21 protein-coding genes are annotated in these 19,205 nt (G+C 43.3%); 5 read left to right on the forward strand and 16 right to left on the reverse strand.

Annotation, left to right across the window (positions count from 1 at the left end; translation table 11 throughout):
- A complete protein-coding gene (locus ABIB39_RS05245) occupies nucleotides 1–1,605 on the forward strand; it encodes an FAD-dependent oxidoreductase (protein ID WP_354427921.1) in 1,605 nt (534 codons plus the stop codon).
- Nucleotides 1,606–1,655: 50 nt separating this feature from the next.
- Here ABIB39_RS05245 and ABIB39_RS05250 read toward each other — a convergent pair whose 3' ends face one another.
- The 9 genes from ABIB39_RS05250 to ABIB39_RS05290 all read right to left on the reverse strand — a co-directional run bounded on the left by ABIB39_RS05250 (nucleotide 1,656) and on the right by ABIB39_RS05290 (nucleotide 8,010).
- Nucleotides 1,656–2,033 (reverse strand): response regulator, encoded by a 378-nt coding sequence (locus ABIB39_RS05250; protein WP_354427923.1) that lies wholly within the window; start codon nucleotides 2,031–2,033, stop codon nucleotides 1,656–1,658.
- A 144-nt stretch (nucleotides 2,034–2,177) separates the two neighbouring features.
- Entirely contained in the window at nucleotides 2,178–2,702 is a 525-nt protein-coding gene (locus tag ABIB39_RS05255) for a hypothetical protein (protein ID WP_354427925.1), read from the reverse strand.
- A gap of 96 nt (nucleotides 2,703–2,798) precedes the next feature.
- Nucleotides 2,799–3,500 carry a LytR/AlgR family response regulator transcription factor gene (locus tag ABIB39_RS05260; RefSeq protein ID WP_354427927.1) on the reverse strand — a complete coding sequence of 234 codons (702 nt, stop codon included), beginning with the start codon at nucleotides 3,498–3,500 and terminating at the stop codon, nucleotides 2,799–2,801.
- A gap of 3 nt (nucleotides 3,501–3,503) precedes the next feature.
- Complete coding sequence (locus ABIB39_RS05265; protein ID WP_354427929.1) at nucleotides 3,504–4,364, reverse strand: sensor histidine kinase; 861 nt, start codon at nucleotides 4,362–4,364, stop codon at nucleotides 3,504–3,506.
- Between the two features lie 395 nt (nucleotides 4,365–4,759).
- A complete protein-coding gene (locus ABIB39_RS05270) occupies nucleotides 4,760–5,359 on the reverse strand; it encodes a MiaE family protein (protein WP_354427931.1) in 600 nt (199 codons plus the stop codon).
- Between the two features lie 81 nt (nucleotides 5,360–5,440).
- Nucleotides 5,441–6,016 carry a nicotinate (nicotinamide) nucleotide adenylyltransferase gene (gene nadD, locus ABIB39_RS05275; RefSeq protein ID WP_354427933.1) on the reverse strand — a complete coding sequence of 192 codons (576 nt, stop codon included), beginning with the start codon at nucleotides 6,014–6,016 and terminating at the stop codon, nucleotides 5,441–5,443.
- Nucleotides 6,017–6,067: 51 nt separating this feature from the next.
- Nucleotides 6,068–6,439, reverse strand: coding sequence for a four helix bundle protein (locus ABIB39_RS05280; RefSeq protein ID WP_354427934.1), 372 nt, complete (start codon nucleotides 6,437–6,439; stop codon nucleotides 6,068–6,070).
- A 20-nt stretch (nucleotides 6,440–6,459) separates the two neighbouring features.
- Nucleotides 6,460–7,041 carry a guanylate kinase gene (gene gmk, locus ABIB39_RS05285; RefSeq protein ID WP_354427936.1) on the reverse strand — a complete coding sequence of 194 codons (582 nt, stop codon included), beginning with the start codon at nucleotides 7,039–7,041 and terminating at the stop codon, nucleotides 6,460–6,462.
- A 93-nt stretch (nucleotides 7,042–7,134) separates the two neighbouring features.
- Nucleotides 7,135–8,010 carry a YicC/YloC family endoribonuclease gene (locus ABIB39_RS05290; RefSeq protein WP_354427938.1) on the reverse strand — a complete coding sequence of 292 codons (876 nt, stop codon included), beginning with the start codon at nucleotides 8,008–8,010 and terminating at the stop codon, nucleotides 7,135–7,137.
- Nucleotides 8,011–8,244: 234 nt separating this feature from the next.
- On the opposite strand from ABIB39_RS05290, the gene ABIB39_RS05295 reads away from it, so the two are divergent.
- The gene (locus ABIB39_RS05295) at nucleotides 8,245–8,967 is read left to right on the forward strand and encodes a hypothetical protein (protein ID WP_354427940.1); all 723 of its coding nucleotides are present in this window, start codon (nucleotides 8,245–8,247) and stop codon (nucleotides 8,965–8,967) included.
- Between the two features lie 69 nt (nucleotides 8,968–9,036).
- Here the strand turns inward: ABIB39_RS05295 and rnc are convergent, their stop codons facing one another.
- The 3 genes from rnc to ABIB39_RS05310 are packed head-to-tail and all read right to left on the reverse strand — an operon-like array spanning nucleotide 9,037 to nucleotide 11,290.
- The gene (gene rnc, locus ABIB39_RS05300) at nucleotides 9,037–9,762 is read right to left on the reverse strand and encodes a ribonuclease III (protein WP_354427942.1); all 726 of its coding nucleotides are present in this window, start codon (nucleotides 9,760–9,762) and stop codon (nucleotides 9,037–9,039) included.
- Between the two features lie 10 nt (nucleotides 9,763–9,772).
- Nucleotides 9,773–11,026: a beta-ketoacyl-ACP synthase II gene (gene fabF / locus ABIB39_RS05305; protein ID WP_354427944.1), complete on the reverse strand. Its 1,254-nt coding sequence runs from the start codon at nucleotides 11,024–11,026 to the stop codon at nucleotides 9,773–9,775.
- 24 nt (nucleotides 11,027–11,050) lie between these two features.
- Nucleotides 11,051–11,290: an acyl carrier protein gene (locus ABIB39_RS05310; RefSeq protein WP_354427946.1), complete on the reverse strand. Its 240-nt coding sequence runs from the start codon at nucleotides 11,288–11,290 to the stop codon at nucleotides 11,051–11,053.
- A 510-nt stretch (nucleotides 11,291–11,800) separates the two neighbouring features.
- On the opposite strand from ABIB39_RS05310, the gene ABIB39_RS05315 reads away from it, so the two are divergent.
- The 3 genes from ABIB39_RS05315 (at nucleotide 11,801) to ABIB39_RS05325 (ending at nucleotide 14,640) form a co-directional block, all read left to right on the forward strand.
- Nucleotides 11,801–12,226 (forward strand): IPExxxVDY family protein, encoded by a 426-nt coding sequence (locus tag ABIB39_RS05315; protein ID WP_354427948.1) that lies wholly within the window; start codon nucleotides 11,801–11,803, stop codon nucleotides 12,224–12,226.
- A gap of 64 nt (nucleotides 12,227–12,290) precedes the next feature.
- Complete coding sequence (pyk, locus tag ABIB39_RS05320; protein ID WP_354427950.1) at nucleotides 12,291–13,727, forward strand: pyruvate kinase; 1,437 nt, start codon at nucleotides 12,291–12,293, stop codon at nucleotides 13,725–13,727.
- Nucleotides 13,728–13,959: 232 nt separating this feature from the next.
- Complete coding sequence (locus ABIB39_RS05325) at nucleotides 13,960–14,640, forward strand: hypothetical protein (protein WP_354427952.1); 681 nt, start codon at nucleotides 13,960–13,962, stop codon at nucleotides 14,638–14,640.
- A gap of 153 nt (nucleotides 14,641–14,793) precedes the next feature.
- Here the strand turns inward: ABIB39_RS05325 and ABIB39_RS05330 are convergent, their stop codons facing one another.
- From ABIB39_RS05330 to ABIB39_RS05345, 4 genes are all read right to left on the reverse strand, one after another.
- Complete coding sequence (locus ABIB39_RS05330) at nucleotides 14,794–15,336, reverse strand: thioredoxin family protein (protein WP_354427954.1); 543 nt, start codon at nucleotides 15,334–15,336, stop codon at nucleotides 14,794–14,796.
- Between the two features lie 170 nt (nucleotides 15,337–15,506).
- Nucleotides 15,507–16,265, reverse strand: a complete 759-nt coding sequence (locus ABIB39_RS05335) for a DUF4846 domain-containing protein (RefSeq protein ID WP_354427956.1) — start codon at nucleotides 16,263–16,265, stop codon at nucleotides 15,507–15,509.
- Entirely contained in the window at nucleotides 16,262–16,969 is a 708-nt protein-coding gene (locus ABIB39_RS05340; protein WP_354427958.1) for a M23 family metallopeptidase, read from the reverse strand. Before ABIB39_RS05340 ends, ABIB39_RS05335 begins: the two co-directional genes overlap by 4 nt.
- 667 nt (nucleotides 16,970–17,636) lie before the next feature.
- Nucleotides 17,637–19,205 carry a hypothetical protein gene (locus ABIB39_RS05345; RefSeq protein WP_354427960.1) on the reverse strand — a complete coding sequence of 523 codons (1,569 nt, stop codon included), beginning with the start codon at nucleotides 19,203–19,205 and terminating at the stop codon, nucleotides 17,637–17,639.

The following is a 19,205-nucleotide window of genomic DNA, read 5'->3' on the forward strand; positions in this document are numbered from 1 at the left end:
ATGATAGCCCTGCCAAAACATACTAATGTGCTGATAGTAGGCGCCGGGCCCTCGGGCCTGATGATGGCTGCCCAGTTACTGCGAAACGGGGTGCAGCCAATTATTATCGATATCAAAAAAGGGCCTACCAATCAATCGAAGGCGTTGGCGGTACAAGCCCGTTCGCTGGAAATCTACCGGCAGTTGGGCGTTGTAGATAAAGTGATAAGCGGCGGTAAACAAGCCGCCGGCTTGGCTTTTAATATGGGTGGAAAACAACTGGCGGCTATAGCGTTGAGGGATATGGGTGATACCCAAACGCTTTATCCGTTCATTCACCTGTATCAACAAAGTAAAAATGAGCGCACGTTGCTGGAGTATTTTACTACCGCCTGCTGCCCCGTTTACTGGGAAACTACGCTCATCAGCCTAAAGCAAAATAAAGATAATACCGAAGTTACGCTTCAAAACGGCGATACCACGCGCAGCCTTACCTGCAATTATGTGGTTGGTGCCGATGGTGCGCACAGTGTAGTACGTAAACAATTGGCTATCCCATTTAACGGCGATACCTATCAGCATAAGTTTTTCCTGGCGGATGTTAAGCTGGCAAGTGAAATGCAGGATGATATCCTGAGCATGTATCTCGCTAAAAATAGTTTCGCGGCATTTTTCCCGATGCCGGAAGAGCGGTCGTTCAGGATAGTTGCCAGCCTGCCGGATGGTTTAGAAAGCAAAGAAGAACTGAATATTGAGGATGTATTACCCGAACTGAAAGCTACCACTGCCAAGAATATTGAAATAGAGCAGGTAAACTGGCTAACCATTTACAAATTGCACCACCGCATGGCCGATAGGTTTAGCGATGAGCGTTGTTTTTTAATTGGCGATGCCGCTCATATCCACTCGCCGGTTGGCGGGCAGGGCATGAACACCGGTTTGCAGGATGCCTACAACCTGGGCTGGAAACTGGCCGCCGTAGTAAACGGGCAAATAAAAGAAACTATTTTGAGTAGCTATGCTACCGAGCGTATGCCCGTAGCTAAAGACCTGCTTAACACTACCGACCGTATTTTTAACGTAATCACCTCCCGTACCTGGTTTAGCGGATTACTTAAACGATACGTGGTGCCCAATGTGCTTAAACTATTCTGGAAGAACAAAAAACCGCGCGAATACTTTTTTAGCCGTATATCTCAAACCGGCATTAGCTATCGCGATAGTAAAATAAACCTGCAGCTTAGCCGCGACACTAAAATAAAAGCCGGCGACCGCCTGCCATACCTCAAAATTTTTGACGAAAAGAAAAAGACAGAAACCGATACCCATGCATGGTGTAGCAAGCCGGGCTTTACGCTCATTACCCTTGGCGAGATCAAGGAAGATTACCTGTTTACCCTTGCTAAATGGATAACCCAAGGACACCAAGGTAGCATCAATTTTTTCCACCTGCCGCCATCAAATACCAATTGGCACGTGTTCGACGCCTTTGAGGTAAAAGCCGGCATGCGCAAAGCCCTTATCATTCGCCCCGATCTGCATATTGGTTACATGAATGACCTGGTGGACATTGAGATGATGAATAACTACCTGTATAACGTGGTAGGTTTTATCGCCCCAAAATAAAACCCGACTCTACTTACACAGCCAGGCTAAACACACTAAACATAAAGTTTTCAGGATGCTATCAGGTAGTTTACGCTTGATGCAAACAGGCTAACGTCTAAAGGTTTTACAAACAGAGCTTCGCAGTTATAAGCGTCGTCGCGGGTCTTTTTAGTGTTGTAGGCGGTAACAACTATCAGGGGGACGCCTTGCATTTCGGCGTCTTCTTTAAAATCGCGGCATATCATGGCACACTCGTCATTTAGTAAAAGGTAATCCAATATTACAAGGTCGGGCTTAAGAATTTTGGCTTTATCGAACACCGCGTTTGGGTCGATCATTACGTGGATATCGTAATTGCCAAGGTGCATTATATCATCTACAACAGATAATATGCGGTTATCCTTATCCAGTATCAGGATGGTTTTTTGTGACGTTGAAGTTTCCATGAAAATGAGTTTTAAGTTTCGTCAACGTATCACCATAAGCCGGCTATGCGGTATGTTATAAAGGGGTTAAAATAAGTACCCCGCTCATACCTGCGGGGCACTTAACAAACCTATTATGAAAAAATTACGTGTATGCAGTGTAAATTAGTAGGCCAAAACCTTGTGGCCATTCAGTTTTGGGCTGGTTGCCTCCCGGTAGCTGCTAATGGATAAGCCATCCTGTAGTTTGATAGTGAATGTTTCTTCGCTATCACAGGTGCCTAATACCAAATAGTCGCCGAAGGTGTTCAGCAGGGTAAGGTCGCTGGTGATGTAGTTGAGGGCAACTTTGTGGGCTGCGATGGTTGTGGTGTCCGATTCTATCAGTTCAAATTTTGGCACTTCAAAGGTGATGCTGTTGCCCAGGTTATCGGCAAGCGCCGGGATTTTGTTTTTCAGCATTTCTATAAAGTAACCAATGGCAAAGCTCAGTTTGTAATGCAACGAATTGGCGCGACCATCGTTATTCTTCATCTCGCTGAAAGTTTTTAAACGGTTATCCGGGTTGTATGCCTGCGATTTTAGCAGGAATTCCTGATAGGAAGCAAACAGTACATTCTTTTCAAAATCGGTGCTTGATGACGAGTTGATAACTTGCTTGTAGGTGAGTTTAATAATTGCCTTTGACATAATAGTAAGATTTAATAGTATAAATGTAAGGCGGCGTGATATGCGGGAAAGGGAGTGTCGGTAAATGGGAGATATGTATCGACTATCCGATTTTTTTCATCGTAATTTCATCCAGCGGCGGGCAAAGTTGGCATAACTATCACTGATAGGCAGCTCGATAGCGGGCAATTTCACCTTACGGTTTTGGATAGAGATGATCTTGCTAACCGGCACAATATAGCTGCGGTGGATGCGCTGAAATTTATCTTCGGGCAATTTTTCCAGTACCTTTTTAAGTGGCATCAGGGTAAGCACGGTTTTATCAAACTGTAGGTGGATCTTGATATAATCCTCCATGCTTTCAATATATTCGATGTCTTTGAGGGCGACCTTAACCATGCGGTACTCCGAGTACACGTACAGGTTCTCGTCTTCGCCCTGGGCAGTAGTGGCAGTTTTGTAGCGGTAGTAATCGGCTGCCTTCTCTATGGCTTTGCCGAAGCGTTTTACGTCGATAGGTTTCAGCAGGTAGTCTATAGCTTCCAGTTCAAATCCTTCAAAAGCAAAGTTCTTATAAGCGGTGGTGAATATCACCATGGGCTTATTTTCAAGTGACCGCACCAGGTCTATCCCCGTAATATCGGGCATGTTGATATCCACAAAAAGAAGGTCGACGGAGTTATTCTGCAAATACTCTGCACCGGATATAGCGTCCTCAAAGGTCTGCAATAATTGCAGGGCCGGAAACCGCGAAACATAGTTGCGCATCAATTCGAGGGCAAGGGGCTCATCATCAATGGCAACACATCTTAAAACCATAACTTAGGTGTGCAAAGTTAGTACCACCGTAAACTGGTTGTTATCGTCGGCAATGTTTAGAGTATGCTTGCCCGGGTATATGTGCTGCAGGCGTTGCTTAGTATTGGTGATGCCGATGCCGGTGCGTTCAATATTTTCCTTACGCTCAAATATGGGGTTGGTACACATAAAGGTAACGCTGCCGTTTGCTATTAGCAGGTTTATATCGATAATGCTTTCGTGCTGTTTGCTTACACCATACTTAAACACGTTCTCTACAAAGGTCATCAACAACAACGGCGCAATTTTTTGCTGCGCGATAGTGCCATTGATGTTAAAATTCACCTTGGTTTTACCACCCAGGCGCAAACCTTGCAAGGCAATGTAATCTTGAATGCAATCTACTTCGCTTTGCAGGGTAACATAATCAAGCGTAACATCATCGGTAACATAGTGCATAATGTTAGATAGCTTCATGATGCTTTCGGCCGTATTCTCATTATTGGTAATAGCGAGGGTATAAATATTATTCAGCGTATTAAACAAAAAGTGCGGGTTTATCTGCGCTTTCAGGAACGATAGTTCGGCACTTGCTTTCTCGGCTTCTGCACTGATAACGCGTTGCTCGGTAACCTGCCATTGCTGCACCGTTTTTATGGCGGTACTTAAGGCCATAATCATTAAAAAAAGGAATAAGCTAATGGTATCAAAATGCTTTCGTTTACCACCCTGCCAACGTCGGCCAAACTGCGGTGGCTGATGCTGGCCTTTAAATAAACTATCGCGTTGTGGCATTTGCACGGCGCTGTTTGTAGGTTGCCCACCGGGGCCTGTATTATCACCGGGAGGAGGCCCAAATTGCTGGCCGCCCTGCTGTTGTTGCATAGCTATGTTACTACGCCAGCCTTCGCTGTTGCGTAATAATCTTTCAAAGGGTTTTAAAAAATACAGAGCACTTAGTAAGCATACGCAAATAATAGCATAACCAACATATCTTTTCTTTAGAAAAAACAGGGGGAACATGAGCGAACTATTCAGATAGAATATAGATACGTATGTTAAGCAGAATAACCAATAATATGGTGATGCGAGCAAAACCAATATACTGGAGCTTTCACTGCGCCCATTTACAAAAAGCAATGGCAACGCCATAAACAACAGCCAGCAGGCAATATGGATAATTACCGAAAAGGTTTTTAAACGTAACATGTTCAAAGTAAGTACTAATTGAGCTGTAAGTTACGCAATGTGTCGGTAAGCGGGTGTTTTGTATGGATGAATTACCCGTGGATGGTTTCGCCCTTGCCGTAATTTTGGATCACTTGGGCCTCGTATGCTAGAAATTCTGTCCAGCGGGCATCTACATCAACTTCTACCGCGTGTTTGCGTGCAAGCCTTAAAAACATGGCGTAGTGGGTAGCCTCGCTTATCATCAGCTCGTGGTAAAAAACCGATAGCTCTTCGTCATTAATGTTTTCTGACAGTACTTTGAAACGTTCGCAGCTGCGGGCCTCGATCATGGCCGATAAAAGCAGCCGATCTATTAGCTGCTGCTCGCGGCCGCCGCCAACTATCATGTATTTACGCAATTCGTTCACGTAATTATCGCGGCGTTCTTTACCAAGTACAAAGCCACGCTTCAGCATAATATCGTGCACCAGTTTAAAGTGCTCCATCTCCTCTTGTGCCAGTGCGATCATTTCCTGCACCACATCGCTTAGGTTCGGGTTTTGGATAATAAGGGTGATGGCATTAGTAGCCGCCTTTTGCTCGCAATAGGCATGGTCGGTCAATAATTCTTCAATATTGCTTTCTACCACGTTCTTCACCCAAAGCGGGTCGGTAGGCAGTTGAAGTTTAAGGATGGTTTTCTCGCTCACAGGGACAAAGATAGGGTGTTGGCGGTAATAGACGAAGGATTTAAATAAGTCTGTTAATGACGTGCTGGGGATGTGAATGTTTTAAACCCTGTACAAACTTTTACTCTCTATAAATTTTAAAACAGCGTCGGGCACAAAATATTGTATGTTCTTTTTTTCGGCGATGGATTTACGGATAAATGTAGCCGAAAGCTCCATTTGCGGCGTCATGGTGATGGTAACGGCCGGGTGCGATGCCAGTTCGGCGTTTTCATAACCGGGGCGGGGGTAAACAAAGATCTGGTAGTCGCGCAATATGAGGCGATAGTTTTTCCACTTATGCAGGGTAACCAGGTTATCCGACCCCATGATGAGCGCGAACTCGTGCTCCGGATATTTTTCTTTTAGATGAGTAAGGGTGTCAATGGTATATGATGGCTGCGGCAGTTTAAGTTCCACATCGCTTACGGCTATGTTAGTCGCGTTATCGGTAGCCAATTTTGCCATCTCCAACCTGTCGTAGGTGTTAATGAGGTCGCCGTATTTTTTTAGCGGGTTTTGGGGCGATACCACCAACCATACCTTATCCAGCGCTGTATGGTTAGCCATGTAGTTGGCAATAATTAAATGCCCAATATGTATTGGATTAAACGAACCGAATAGTAAGCCTATTTTCATTACAGTTTGCAGTTATGAGTAAGCAGTTTGCAGTTATAAATAACAGAGCCTTTATTTTCCGGCTCCAAACTTACCCGGGTTTTCTATCATGTAATATATTATTCTTCCTATCTCGTCAGATAATGAGTGAAGTTTCTCATACGTTTCTTGTGTAATGTAATTACATGCTAATGAAAATGTTAGCCATCCCTGCGTTTCACTATTTTCCATATCGGCATCTGTAAGTTTACTTATAAAGTGATTAGGATACCTTCGTTTGCGATAAGCCTCAATTGTACAAATATTTACAGAACGGGATGAACGCCTTATCTGATCAGTTAATGAGTACGTTTCTTCTTTTGGAAACTGTTTTGTAACAGAGAAAATTTCCATTGCAAGAGAGAAACTTTTCTTATACAGCAACAAGTCTTTGTATGTACCCATCTAAAGTGCCAACTGCAAACTTACAACTGCAAACTGTTGTTGATAAAGGTGGTCACCAACTCCTTCGCTTCTTTGCAAGCCGTTTCAAGTTCGTAATTTTTTAGGATAATATCAAATTGAGGGGCGTAATTAAGCTCTTTTTCTGCTTTTGCAAAGCGTTCCTGTAGCTTTTCGTGGCTATCGGTACCGCGGCCGGCAAGGCGTTCCTTTAAAACCTCTAACGATGGCGGCTGAACGAAAATAGCAAGCGCCTGCTCTTTATACTTACGTTTTAAGTGCATACCACCCTCAACATCAATATCAAAAATTACGGTTTTTCCTTTGGCCCAAATGCGCTCTATCTCGGTACGCAGGGTGCCATAAAACGTGCCTGTATAAACTTCCTCAAACTCTACAAATTGTTTTTTGGCAATACGGTGGGTAAACTCGGCAAGGCTGATAAAATAGTAATCCTGTCCATCAACCTCTTCGCCACGTGCAGGCCTGGTAGTTGCCGAAATAGAAAACTCCAGTTCGGGCAATTCGCCAAGCAGATGGTGCACAATTGTCGTTTTACCTGCACCAGACGGGGCCGAAAATATGATGAGCTTGCCTTCTTTCATTATCGTTGGAAAGTTGAAAGGGTTTAAAGTTTGAATGCTGCGGGCTGGGGAGTTTAACATTCCAACCTTTCAACATTTAAACCTTACAACATCTTACAACACATTTAGTAATTGTTCTTTGATTTTCTCGAGCTCTTCCTTCATACCTACTACCAATTTTTGCATGTTGGCGTCGTTTGCTTTCGAACCCAGGGTGTTTATTTCGCGGCCTATCTCCTGCGATATAAAACCAAGTTTTTTACCGTTTGCATCAGCGTTTTTCAAGGTTTCGATGAAATAGTCGCAGTGTGCCTTAAGGCGGGTTTTTTCCTCGGTGATGTCAAGCTTATCTATGTAGTAGATCAGTTCCTGCTCAAAACGGTTTTTGTCGATACTTTCGGCACCAACGGCTTCGCTTAAAAATTGGTTCAGGCGCTCGCGGATGGCGGGGACGCGTTTTGGCTCTTCAACCTCAACAAGCTCCAGGTTTTTTAAGATGATGCCGATGCGCATTTTAACATCAGCCTCTAAAACATTACCCTCATCGCTCCTGAACTGCTGGAAGTTGGCCATAGCCTGCTGAAATGTTTTTTCAACCAGTTTCCATTCATCTTCAGATACGGTATCTTCTTCATACTTAACCACCTCGGGTAAACCAAGGGCCAGTTGCAGTAAATTACCGCCTTGCTCGTTAAGTTCGTCGCTTACACTTTTTAGTTGATTGTAGTAGTGCTTAAGCAGCTCGCGGTCGATACCGGCCGCTTTTACGTTTGAGGTTGCCTGCTCTGTGTTGATAGAAAGGTTCACTTTGCCTCGGTCTATCTGCTTGCTGCAGTCGTTACGTAATTGAAACTCTTTTTCAGAGAAGATCTTAGGTAAACGCAGGGATAGTTCAAGAAATTTACTGTTAAGGGATTTTATCTCAACGGTATATTTTGTTTTGCCCGAGTCGTAGCTGGCAATTCCATACCCTGTCATGGATTTTATCATGTGCAAAGATAATATTTTAGTCGGAAAGTTAGAAAAGACAGAAAAGACGGAAAGACAGAAAAGTCCGCAAGTCCGAAAGACGGGATTTGCTAAGCAACAAAGTAAGCTACTATGCTATTTCATCTTACGGACTTCCCAGACTTTCGGACATCCCAACTAAAACTAACTTTAACACTTTTTCACACTTTGGCAGCTATACATTTTATAAGTTTGCAGCGTTAAATAAATATGCCCTTGAAGTTTTTAATAGCCTGCACTATAAATCTGTTTTGCTTTACCTTCCTTGCTTCGGCACAACAGGTTGCTATTAAGGGGGCTATATTTAAACGAATCTCGTCCGACAGGCTTAACGCCGTTTACATCATGAACATGAAAACCAACAAAGCCATTTATTGTGATAACCTTGGGGGGTTTAGCATTGATGCTACGGTTGGCGATACTTTATTATTTACAAAAACAGGTTATACCCCGCAAAAGCAACAAGCATCAAGCTATGGCATGGTGGTTTATATGCAACCCGAAGTGCAGTTGAACGAGGTACGTATTGTTGGACAAACTAAAAAGCAGGAACTTAACGAGATAATGGGCGATTACCGTAAAAAGGGAACTTTTTATAATGGTAACCCGCCTGTTTTATCCATGCTCACGTCACCGATAACGGGGATATATGAATTATTTGGCAAAACCCCCGGCCGTGCAAAGCGTTTTGCGGCATTTAGCAAGCGCGAAGTAGAGGCTACCGAGGTTGACCGCCGTTACAACAAACCGTTGGTTATGCGCGCAACTGGTTTAACTGATGGCGACAGCACAACAGTGCGCAAATTTATGGAATACTATCGCCCGTCATTTGAAGACCTTAAAACCTGGGGGGATTACGACCTCATCAAAAAGATAAAGGCACAATACGAATACTTCCAAAAAAGCGGAGGCAAGGATAGTTTGCAGAAATTGTATTAAAGTTGGTGAGTGCTCGATTAAATATATTGGTGAGTAGCTCGAATTCTTAAATCGAATATCCGAAATAAACTATATCCCCAATGCAACGCAAGCTTTCTCGGCCGCGAGTTTTTCAGCGTTTTTCTTGCTGAATTCTTTGCCGGATCCCATTATTTCGCCGTCTACACTGGCTTGTACGGTGAAAAGCTTGGTGCTTTCGCCTTCCTGGTTCTCGGTTACATCGAAGCTGATGTCTTTACCGTGGCGCTGGCACCATTCAATTAATTTACTCTTGAAGTTTGTTTCGGTTTGCTCCAGCGTGTGGATGTCTATATGCGATTTGATAATGTGGTTCACCAAAAAATTACGGGTAAAATCGTAGCCTTTATCCAGGTAAACAGCACCTATAAGAGCTTCGAAAGCATCGCCCAAAAGGGAACCCTGCCTGCCCGAATTTAGTATTTTGGTATCAAATTCGATCAGTTTATCAAAACCCAGTTTGCGGGCAAGCTGGTTAAGGTTGTTGCGGCTTACAATTTTAGATCGCAGCTCGGTTAAAAAGCCTTCGTCTTCATAGGGGTAAAGCTTAAAAAGCACTTCCGCCACTACGCTGCCTAATACGGCATCGCCCAAAAACTCCAAACGTTCGTTACTGTTTTTTACGCCCTTGCGGATGTTTTGCGCTACCGATTTATGGCGAAATGCCAACTTGTATAACGACAAATTGCCCGGTACAAAACCGAGCAAATTTTTTAAAACCTTAACGTATTTTCTATTTGGCGAAAGGTATAGCTTATAAAAACGGCTTAATGGCATCCAGGCGAAATTATTGCTGGTATTTTTTAAATATAACTGAAGCATTGTGGCCACCAAAACCAAAGCCATTGCTTTGTACAATGTTTACTTCGCGTTTTTGGGCGGTGTTAAATGTAAAGTTAATTTTAGGGTCAAAGGCCGGGTCGTCGGTAAAGTGATTGATGGTTGGCGGTATAATACCATGCTGCAACGCCAGGATAGAGGCAATTGCTTCAACAGCGCCGGCAGCACCAAGTAAATGGCCTGTCATTGATTTTGTTGAGCTGATGTTGATATTATAAATATGGTCGCCAAAAGCATCGGTAATAGCTTTTACTTCCTGCGGGTCACCAATTGGGGTTGATGTACCGTGTACGTTTACATAATCTATATCAGTCGGTTGTAAACCTGCATCTTCCAACGCAGCTCTCATCACCAGTGATGCACCTAAACCATCGGGGTGTGGGGCAGTCATGTGGTAAGCATCGGCACTCATGCCACCGCCAACCATTTCGGCATAAATTTTAGCGCCGCGTTTAAGGGCGTGCTCCAATTCTTCCAAAATAATGGTTCCTGCACCTTCGCCGGCAACAAAGCCATCACGGTCCAGATCAAAGGGGCGCGATGCAGTTGTAGGGTCTTCGTTACGGGTGCTTAGGGCATGCATAGCGTTAAAGCCGCCAATACCTGCTTCGTTAATAATAGCTTCGGACCCGCCGGTGATAAACATGTTTGCTTTACCCAGGCGCAGGTAGTTAAAGGCATCAATAAGCGAGTTGTTTGATGATGCACATGCGGAAACCGTGGTGAAATTTGGCCCGCGTAAACCATATTTAATTGATATATGGCCCGGTGCAATGTCGGCTATCATTTTAGGGATAAAGAACGGATTAAACTTGGGTGTACCATCGCCTTTGGCAAAGTTTACAACCTCATCTAAAAACGTTTTTAAACCACCGATGCCAGATCCCCAGATAACGCCAATACGACTGGTATCCAGTTTGTCGAAATCTAATCCGGCATCTTTAACAGCTTCCTCTGTAGAATATAAAGCATATTGAACAAACGGGTCAAGTTTGCGTGCCTCTTTCCGGCCCAAAAAACCTTCGGCGTCAAACCCCTTTACTTCACAGGCAAATTTAGTTTTGAATTTTTCAACATCAAAACTCTTGATAAAGGCAGCGCCGCTTACCCCATTGATGAGGCTATTCCAATATTCGGGAACAGTATTACCAATTGGAGTAAGCGCTCCAAGCCCGGTTACTACAACTCTTTTAAACTCCATTGAACAGTTTTGGGGAGCTATAAATTAAGACTTAACGTTTGCTTCTAAATAAGAAACAGCCTGGCCAACAGTGCCAATAGTTTCTGCCTGATCATCAGGGATTGCAACGTTAAATTCTTTTTCAAACTCCATGATCAATTCCACGGTGTCTAAAGAGTCCGCACCAAGATCGTTGGTGAAGCTTGCTTCTGGTGTAACTTCACTTTCGTCAACACCCAGTTTTTCCACGATAATTGCTTTTACTCTTGAAGCGATATCAGACATAGTCTTTATAGTTTAATGATTAATAAATTCAGTGCAAAGAAAAATAAATTATGTTAAATATCAAATCTAAAAACTTTGACAATATTGAATGAACAATTTTTTGTGGCAAAAGGTTTCAGTTTGGTTTTTAACCGGCGTAAAAGTAATGATTTTGAGTAGAACTATTTAAGTTTAATATCTATTTCGGATTTATATTGATAAAGTTACATTATGCTACCGTATCTAATTAATTATCAATTTATTATACCGTATCTTAAAAGTGTTGGAAGGCCATGTTTTTGAAAAGATGAATGCTTTAGAGCACCTCAATACCTCGCGTTTTTCATTTGAAATGGCTATGCCTATTACTTGCCCCCCTCAAAAAATAAACTTGCTGCTATATAATTATGTATATGGTTTACAGTGGCATGCCCGCGTTAACCAATATCGGCAACCCGTTATTTAAAAAATGTATCAACAAAATTTATGGTTAGTGCTTCCATTTTGTATTTTTACCCTTTTAAAATGTAAATGGTTTTGAACAGGAAAGTTTTAAAGTTTGAGATCGATCTGGATTTTGTGCTGATAGCAGTTACTACATCTTTAAAAGATTACCGTATTTGCTACCATATAAACAAATGTTTAAATTTTAATTTTACACGGATAGATGACCTTAAGTTGGAGGCCAATGTTAACGGCGCGCCGCTGCTTTTTTCGCTTTTTCATTTTAGCTGGGAAAGCACCGAAACCGATTTCTATTTTATTGGAAATAAGGGAAGTGAGGGGTATTTGGTGCCTGAAATGCGAGAGGCGGATTATTTTGTGATGATCAAAAATTACATTGATGACGACGACCTGGATAACGTACTTTCGTGCCTTAATAAGATACCCGAAATTGTTGCCGCGGTAAAGATTGATCCGAAAAAAATAAAATCACGCGAAAATCTATTATTTTAGCGGAAATTTAGATGTGTTAATTATACACAATACCAGTAATATTGCCTGAATTTAACCTGAAAATATGAAATTTTACTATAATCGTACTAAGATTGTTGCTACAATGGGCCCGGCCTGCTCAAAAAAAGAAGTGTTATTATCAATGATCCGTGCCGGTTTAAATGTGTGCCGATTGAATTTTTCGCACGGTAAACCCGAAGACCACAAGAAATTTATTGACCTTATCCGCGAGATAAACGACGAATATAAAACCAATGTAGGTATCCTTGCCGATCTGCAGGGCCCTAAGATCCGTATCGGTTTGGTTAAAGATGGCGGTATCCACCTTATTAATGGTACCCGTATCAATATCACTACCAACGAGTGTATTGGCGACGATAACCAGATCTACATTACTTACGAAACCTTCCCGCAGGATGTACAGGCTAACGAGATCATCTTGTTAGATGATGGTAAACTGCAGCTTAAAGTTATTGAGACCAACCGTAAAGACACCGTGGTGTGCGAGGTTGTGCACGGCGGTATCTTAACATCACGTAAAGGTGTTAACCTGCCAAATACAAAAGTATCTATCCCAAGCTTAACGCCGGATGACCTGGTGAACCTGCAATACGCCCTGCAATGGGATGTTGATTGGATAGGCCTTTCATTTGTACGTACCGGTCAGGATATCATCGACCTTAAACGCATCATCCGCGAGAGTGGTAAATTTGCCCGCGTAATTGCCAAGGTTGAAAAACCGGAGGCTATTGATAATATCGACGAGATCATCGCTGCTACCGACGGTGTGATGATTGCCCGTGGCGACCTTGGTGTGGAGTGCCCGCTTGAAGAAGTGCCTTTGCTGCAAAAAATGATAGCCCGTAAATGCCGCGATGCATCGAAACCGGTTATTGTTGCTACGCAAATGCTGGAATCTATGATCACTACCCCTCGCCCCACACGTGCCGAGGTTAACGACGTTGCCAACTCGGTACTTGATGGTGCTGATGCCGTGATGTTAAGCGGTGAAACATCTGTTGGTGAGTTCCCGGTTATAGTTATTGAAACTATGGCTAAGATAGTGCGTAACGTGGAGGACCTTGGTTACCCGTTCAATGCATCCAAAGTAGAAAACACCGACCAAACATCTGCAAACTACCTGAGCGATGCGCTTTGTGGTTCGGCAGTTTATTTGGCAGAGCATACCCATGCAAAAGGTATTGTAAGCATGACAGTTAGTGGTTACACCGCTTTCGAAATTTCGAGCTACCGCCCTAAAGCAGGTACTTACATCTTTACATCAAGCAAGCAGTTGCTTAATGCGCTTAGCCTGGTATGGGGTGTACGTGCATTCTACTATGATAAATCTGACAGTACAGACGAAACCATTGCCGACGTAAATAATATCCTTAAAGCAGAGCAATACCTTGCCGCAGGCGATGTGGTTATCAACACCGCGGCTGTGCCAATTATTAAACAAGGCAAAACCAATATGCTTAAAGTAAGCGTTATTGAGTAAGTCTGAAAGTCAGAAGTCTGAAAGTTCGAAGACGGATTTAAATAAAAAGAGGGGTACGCATTTGCATACCCCTCTTTTTATTTAAATGATTTTCTTTTTTGGTGTATGGTATTGCCAACTATGCCCTAAACGCAACTTAAATGCTATTCCTAATAATTTGTAGGTAAATAATTTTTGTTTGCTTAAACCTTATGTTTAGTTTGATGTCTTATAATAAAATTATTTACGCATCGTGAAAAAAATAATTATAACAGCCTGTTTTATTGTAACATACATAGCAATAACATTCGCGCAGGATAAACCTGTAGTTTCTGTAGATGCGTTAATCTCTGCAAAACACTTTGCATTTGTGGTTACAAAAATGCAAACACGGCCAATTTACGTCACTGCCTATGATTCTTATCCCACGCCTGCCATAACACCGAGTCAAATGAATTTAAGTTTGTTTGCGCAAACGCAGATTGCAGGTGGTAAAGCGTCTAACTTTGATCAAAACCGATATGTTTCTGAAATAAATGTTGATCATAATTACTACAATGCTTATGGAATAGATAAATACCCTCATAATCAGGACAGATACAATACTCAAAAAGGCGAAGCGGTATTTATGATTCAATTGCCTGATGGCCTTTTGTTAAGCGGTGATCAAACTCCTACAGACATCGGTGACATAACAGACAAGGACTTTTATGCTTACCAGAGTAAAGATGTTATTAATAATGTGAGAGCCGACAAAGGAAATTTCAAGCTGACTTATTCTGTGGGTAAAGGCAAGGATAAAAGAAAATTTGATATGGAAATTGCTAATAACGGGGCAGCTATGATAAAATTAGCGCCATCAGGCAATAACAGACAGTATTTATACGGTTACATTGTAGACTCACAATCACTACAGTTTAATAAAGAGCAGTAGGTGTGGTAATCATATAAATAAAAAGAGTTATGCATTATGCACTGCCCCTCTTTTTATTTAAAGCCGTCATTGCTTCTTACTTTGAAATGACGCGCGGGTTTAATTGTCGATTAGCAACTAATCTCCAATCACTAATTAACTAATCTCTGCTTACTAATTCGCTTTCTCTACGTAACTCTTAGGATCAAGCGCCTTTGGCGACCAGTTATCAAAAAACTCCTGTACTTTGGCTTTGCTGTGGCCTTTACCTTCTTCCAGGTAGCCCGAGTTTTGGGTATGCAGGCGGGTGCCCTTGCCATCTAACACCACAAATACCGGGAACCCGAAACGCTGCGGATAACCAAGATCAGCTAATACTTTTTCGTTTTTGTTCTCGGGGCTCCAGTTTAGGTGCACTACCACAAAATCATCGTTCATGGTTTTATTAAGCTCGGCGTCGCCGGTAACCAGGTCGTTAAACCTTAAGCACCAGATACACCAGTTGCCGCCAATTTGCAGCAATACGTTTTTATGTTCGGTATTTGCTTTTTTAACTGCTGCCGCGATATCTGCTTTGGCATCCGCGGCAGGGTTATATAAATGGGGGACTACCTTTTTTGTAGAATCTGTTTTTGAAACCGATGCAGCAGGTGCCGTTTGGGCATTTGCACCAAAGCCCAGGGCAATTACAGATGCTAAAAGAAATATCTTTTTCATGGCGATTTGATTTTTTCTAAATATAGGGATAGTAGCCTTAAGCATAGGTAATAGCAGGGTAAATTATTAGGGCACAAAAAAGACCCGCTTGCCGGGCTTAGAACGTTACCTGCAATGAACGTTACCTGCAATGACATTGGGTCTTGATTACTGGTTCTTAACCTCCTGCACTAAAATCTCCTCAAATACTTCGCATCCACTAACTCCCCGTAGGGGATCCCGGCAACCGTGTTTAGGCTAAACCACGGCGAACCATTTTGCAACACCTGGATGTTTTGCGCGGGCATAAAGCTTTGCGCCATTAGGAACTGCTTTTTGTGGGCGGCGTTCTCGGCCACATCCATCACCATAAAACAATGCCCCGGCGAGCCACCCCTGATGAATACATCGCCTGCCTTAATATCGTTGGCATTGGCAACGGGCTTTAATTCTTTTTGGAGGGAAAGCGTGCCCGCGTAAGAGAATACCAGGGTCATGTACCGTAAGAAGTTGGGGTAGCTGTAATCCTTTTTGCCTTTTAATATCCAACGCTCATTAGCGTAGCGGTAACCATCGGCATAGTGCACATAATCGCATTTAAAACCGCTGGTAAAGTTAAATGCAATGGCTTTATAGCTTTTCTGCTGATATAAATATTCGGCACGCAGGCGCATCACGGCATCTGCACATTGTTGCAGATCCTGGCTGCCAACGCTCATATCTATTACGGCGGCGGTGTAAGCATCGGTACGGGCGATGCTGCCGGTATAGGTTTTGGTATGTGTGCCGGCGGGTTTAAGCGCAAGGCCTTGCAGGTAAGCCCCAAAGCTGCCCGGAGCCACAGCAACATGCGCATAACCTGCCGAAGGCTTAAAACGTGTAGTTACATTATCCGCGGGGATAAATGCAGTTACTACTGCTAATATTATAAAGGCTAAAATGCTTTTCATCTTTTTATTGATTTAACCAGTTGCTGATAAGGGTTGAACGGTACCGGCAGATCGTTCACGATCTTGAATGCCGAAAAGTGCAGATGCGTAGGCGAGCGTTTCTTGTAAGCGTTAAGCCCTGTGCGGCCAACTTCGGCAATTTTATCGCCTGCTTTTACTTCATCGCCGGGCTTTACAAATATGGTGCGGTTGTGGGCATAGTAAGTAAACATATTTGGTGCCGGGTGATACACCCAAATAAATTTGCCGCCGCGCAGGGTGCTTGATGGTTCCCATTCATTAGTGCAGGCTACCACAACTCCATCGGCCACAGCCAAAACATCAACAGGCTTAAGGGTGCGGTCGTCAAGGTTATCTTGGTTGGCGTCTTTAATAAAAATATCGTGGGCGGGGTGCGCGGCGTGTTTGTTGCCATCAAGGTAATGGTAACCCTTATCAGAATAACCGTTGCCATTTGTGCCGCCAATGGCACTGCTTTTATAACCCTTAAGCGGGAATATCCATATTTTGCTTATGGTTGATGGGTTAACTTTTAATTGCCCAAGCAGTGCCTTAAATTGCTTTGCCGCATCAGCACGCTTGATGGTGCCGTTGAGTACACGGTTATTAAGCGCGTTGATTTTTTGGCAGGTGGATGCCCCCTCCTGCGCGTAAGCAAGGTCTGTAAATAAAACAACAATAAATATCAGTAGCAGCTTCTTCATAAATGGTGACTAAATTTAAGTAAAAGCAATGCGGGATGCAAGCGTGTTTGTGTCCGTCCGTTTGGGAGTATGGACATGAGTGGACAACAGCGGACAAAACTACAACTATGTTAAAGCGTCAGTATTCGATAGACTTGCCGTAGGTTAGTTCTTCGTTATTTATGGCAATGAATGATATGAATCGTCAGTGGATGTTACTTTCTTTTCTCCCAAAAGAAAGTAACCAAAGAAAAGTCGCGGCTTGGTAACACCCTGTTTAAGTTAGTGCTTTATCAGTTGCGGTGCCAACCGTGTGTTACGCTATGCCGCATTTTTGACGGTGCCGTTGGGTTTGTCAGGCTCGCTTATCTGAACCGTAATTTATTGATTATGCAATTAGTAAGATTTTCTTGTGAGCCTGATGAACTGAACGTCAGCTCTCTTAATGCGGCCTTAGCGTGTTGCGGGTAGCACAGGCATTGCCTACCAACACCCTTAGACAGCGACACGGTACAGCCGCGTGTTTTTTCTTTGGTTCGTTTCTTTTTTGCGACAAAAAAGAAATGAACATCCACTGGCGATTAATAAAGCAAACCCGTTCCTAACTAAGCACTAATCAAAAGGTGTTACGTATTCTTGTAGTAAATGGAATATGCCTGGTTAACGCTACCGAACTACCCCAATCGCCTTACAAATGCTTTACCTGGTAATTCCTCACTAAAAAACCAACACACGCCAGGGCTGCATTTATAAGCAGGATGATAGTTAAATAGGTGCTGCCATGGGGCATGCTGCCCAGGTAATCTACCACGTCTACCTTGTTGATGATGGCATAGGTAAGCATAAAAAACACCACCTCGAAAAGCTTTTTACCATCGGTTAATATCCCCAGGGTCGCCGCCAATAAAACAATAAGCACACAGCCGTTAATGATGTTTAAAATGGCATCGGTGTTTAACAGTGCAGCGTTACGTATAATTACCGGCAGTGCCAATGCAAGTGCTAACAACACCCCGGCTAAGATCTGCGCGGGCAGCATCCTTAACAATGGTTTGTATGATGCGTAGGCGAAGTAATGCACCCTGTTTGCCTTTTCTTTTGTGACCAGTGCGCTCCACCGCGTTACCTGCAAAAACAACAGTACAGGCAATATATAGCTATATGCAATTGGCAACGGCGCCAAAAACATGGCTACCCAAGCCCCTGCGTTAAGCAGCCAAAGCCATTTGTTGCCCTGCCTTACCAGTAGCAATAATTCTGTTTTGATGAACGGGACAATGCCGTAATTGAAAACAAGCGGCGGCATGGCTTCGCGGGTGATCCCTGCGGGGTTGGTGCTTTGTTTATCAGTTTCGGTAGGTTGCAGGATGGCCTTGACCTTCTTTTTGCCTGCTGATTGTTTTAGATCGAACCGATGGAAAAACAACGAGGAGAAATATACAAGCCCCAAGCCAAGCCCTATCCACAATACCCTACTAAACACAAACACTGCCGACCAGCTGATCCCCTCCCAAACAAAGGGCTTGTATTTGCGGTGTCCGTTAAAAATAAACCCGAAGGATACATCTTTAACGCTTTGGTGAAACTGCGTATTAATTTGCGCGGTGATGCTTTTGGTGACCAGGCTTAAACCGATTGGATCAAATGCCCCCGTGGTAGGGCCGCTTTTGGTTATGGAAGCCATGGTAGCCCCGCATAAAAAAAAGTAAATGATGTATTGCAGGATGCTGCGCTTGCCCAAAAAAACCTCGGCCACTACGGCCAGTGCCGCCACCATAAACAATGCGGGCACAGCAAAAAACAGGTAGGGCAAAATAAAGTTAGACAGCACAAAAGGATGCCCAGCCCCGCGGATGAAAAACAACACTATACTTACCGAAAAAGTGCAGCCCGCAATGGTTAGCAGCACCAGGTAGTTACTTAGCTGTTTACATAAAAGGTATTTAAAATTGCTGATAGGGGTGGTGGCGATAATTAGGCCTACCTCGGTATCGATATCTTTTTTGATACCGCTGTTGATGAGCAGGAAGCCATAAAAGGAGAGCATAACCGTTGTCATGGTAGCGGATACATACCCCACCCATGCCGAATTATATACGCCTCTGAACCCCGAAGCGCTTAATGTGGTATAGTTCGCCGTGTCCGGCGGCACAAAAGAATAAGCGGCGTAAACGGTAACGAACATCGTTATTAAAAACGAATAGCTGCGGGTACGCTGTAAATAATCTGCCTTGATAATATTGTAGAGGTATGGCAT

The organism is Mucilaginibacter sp. UYP27 (assembly GCF_040547175.1).
Taxonomy (GTDB): domain Bacteria; phylum Bacteroidota; class Bacteroidia; order Sphingobacteriales; family Sphingobacteriaceae; genus Mucilaginibacter.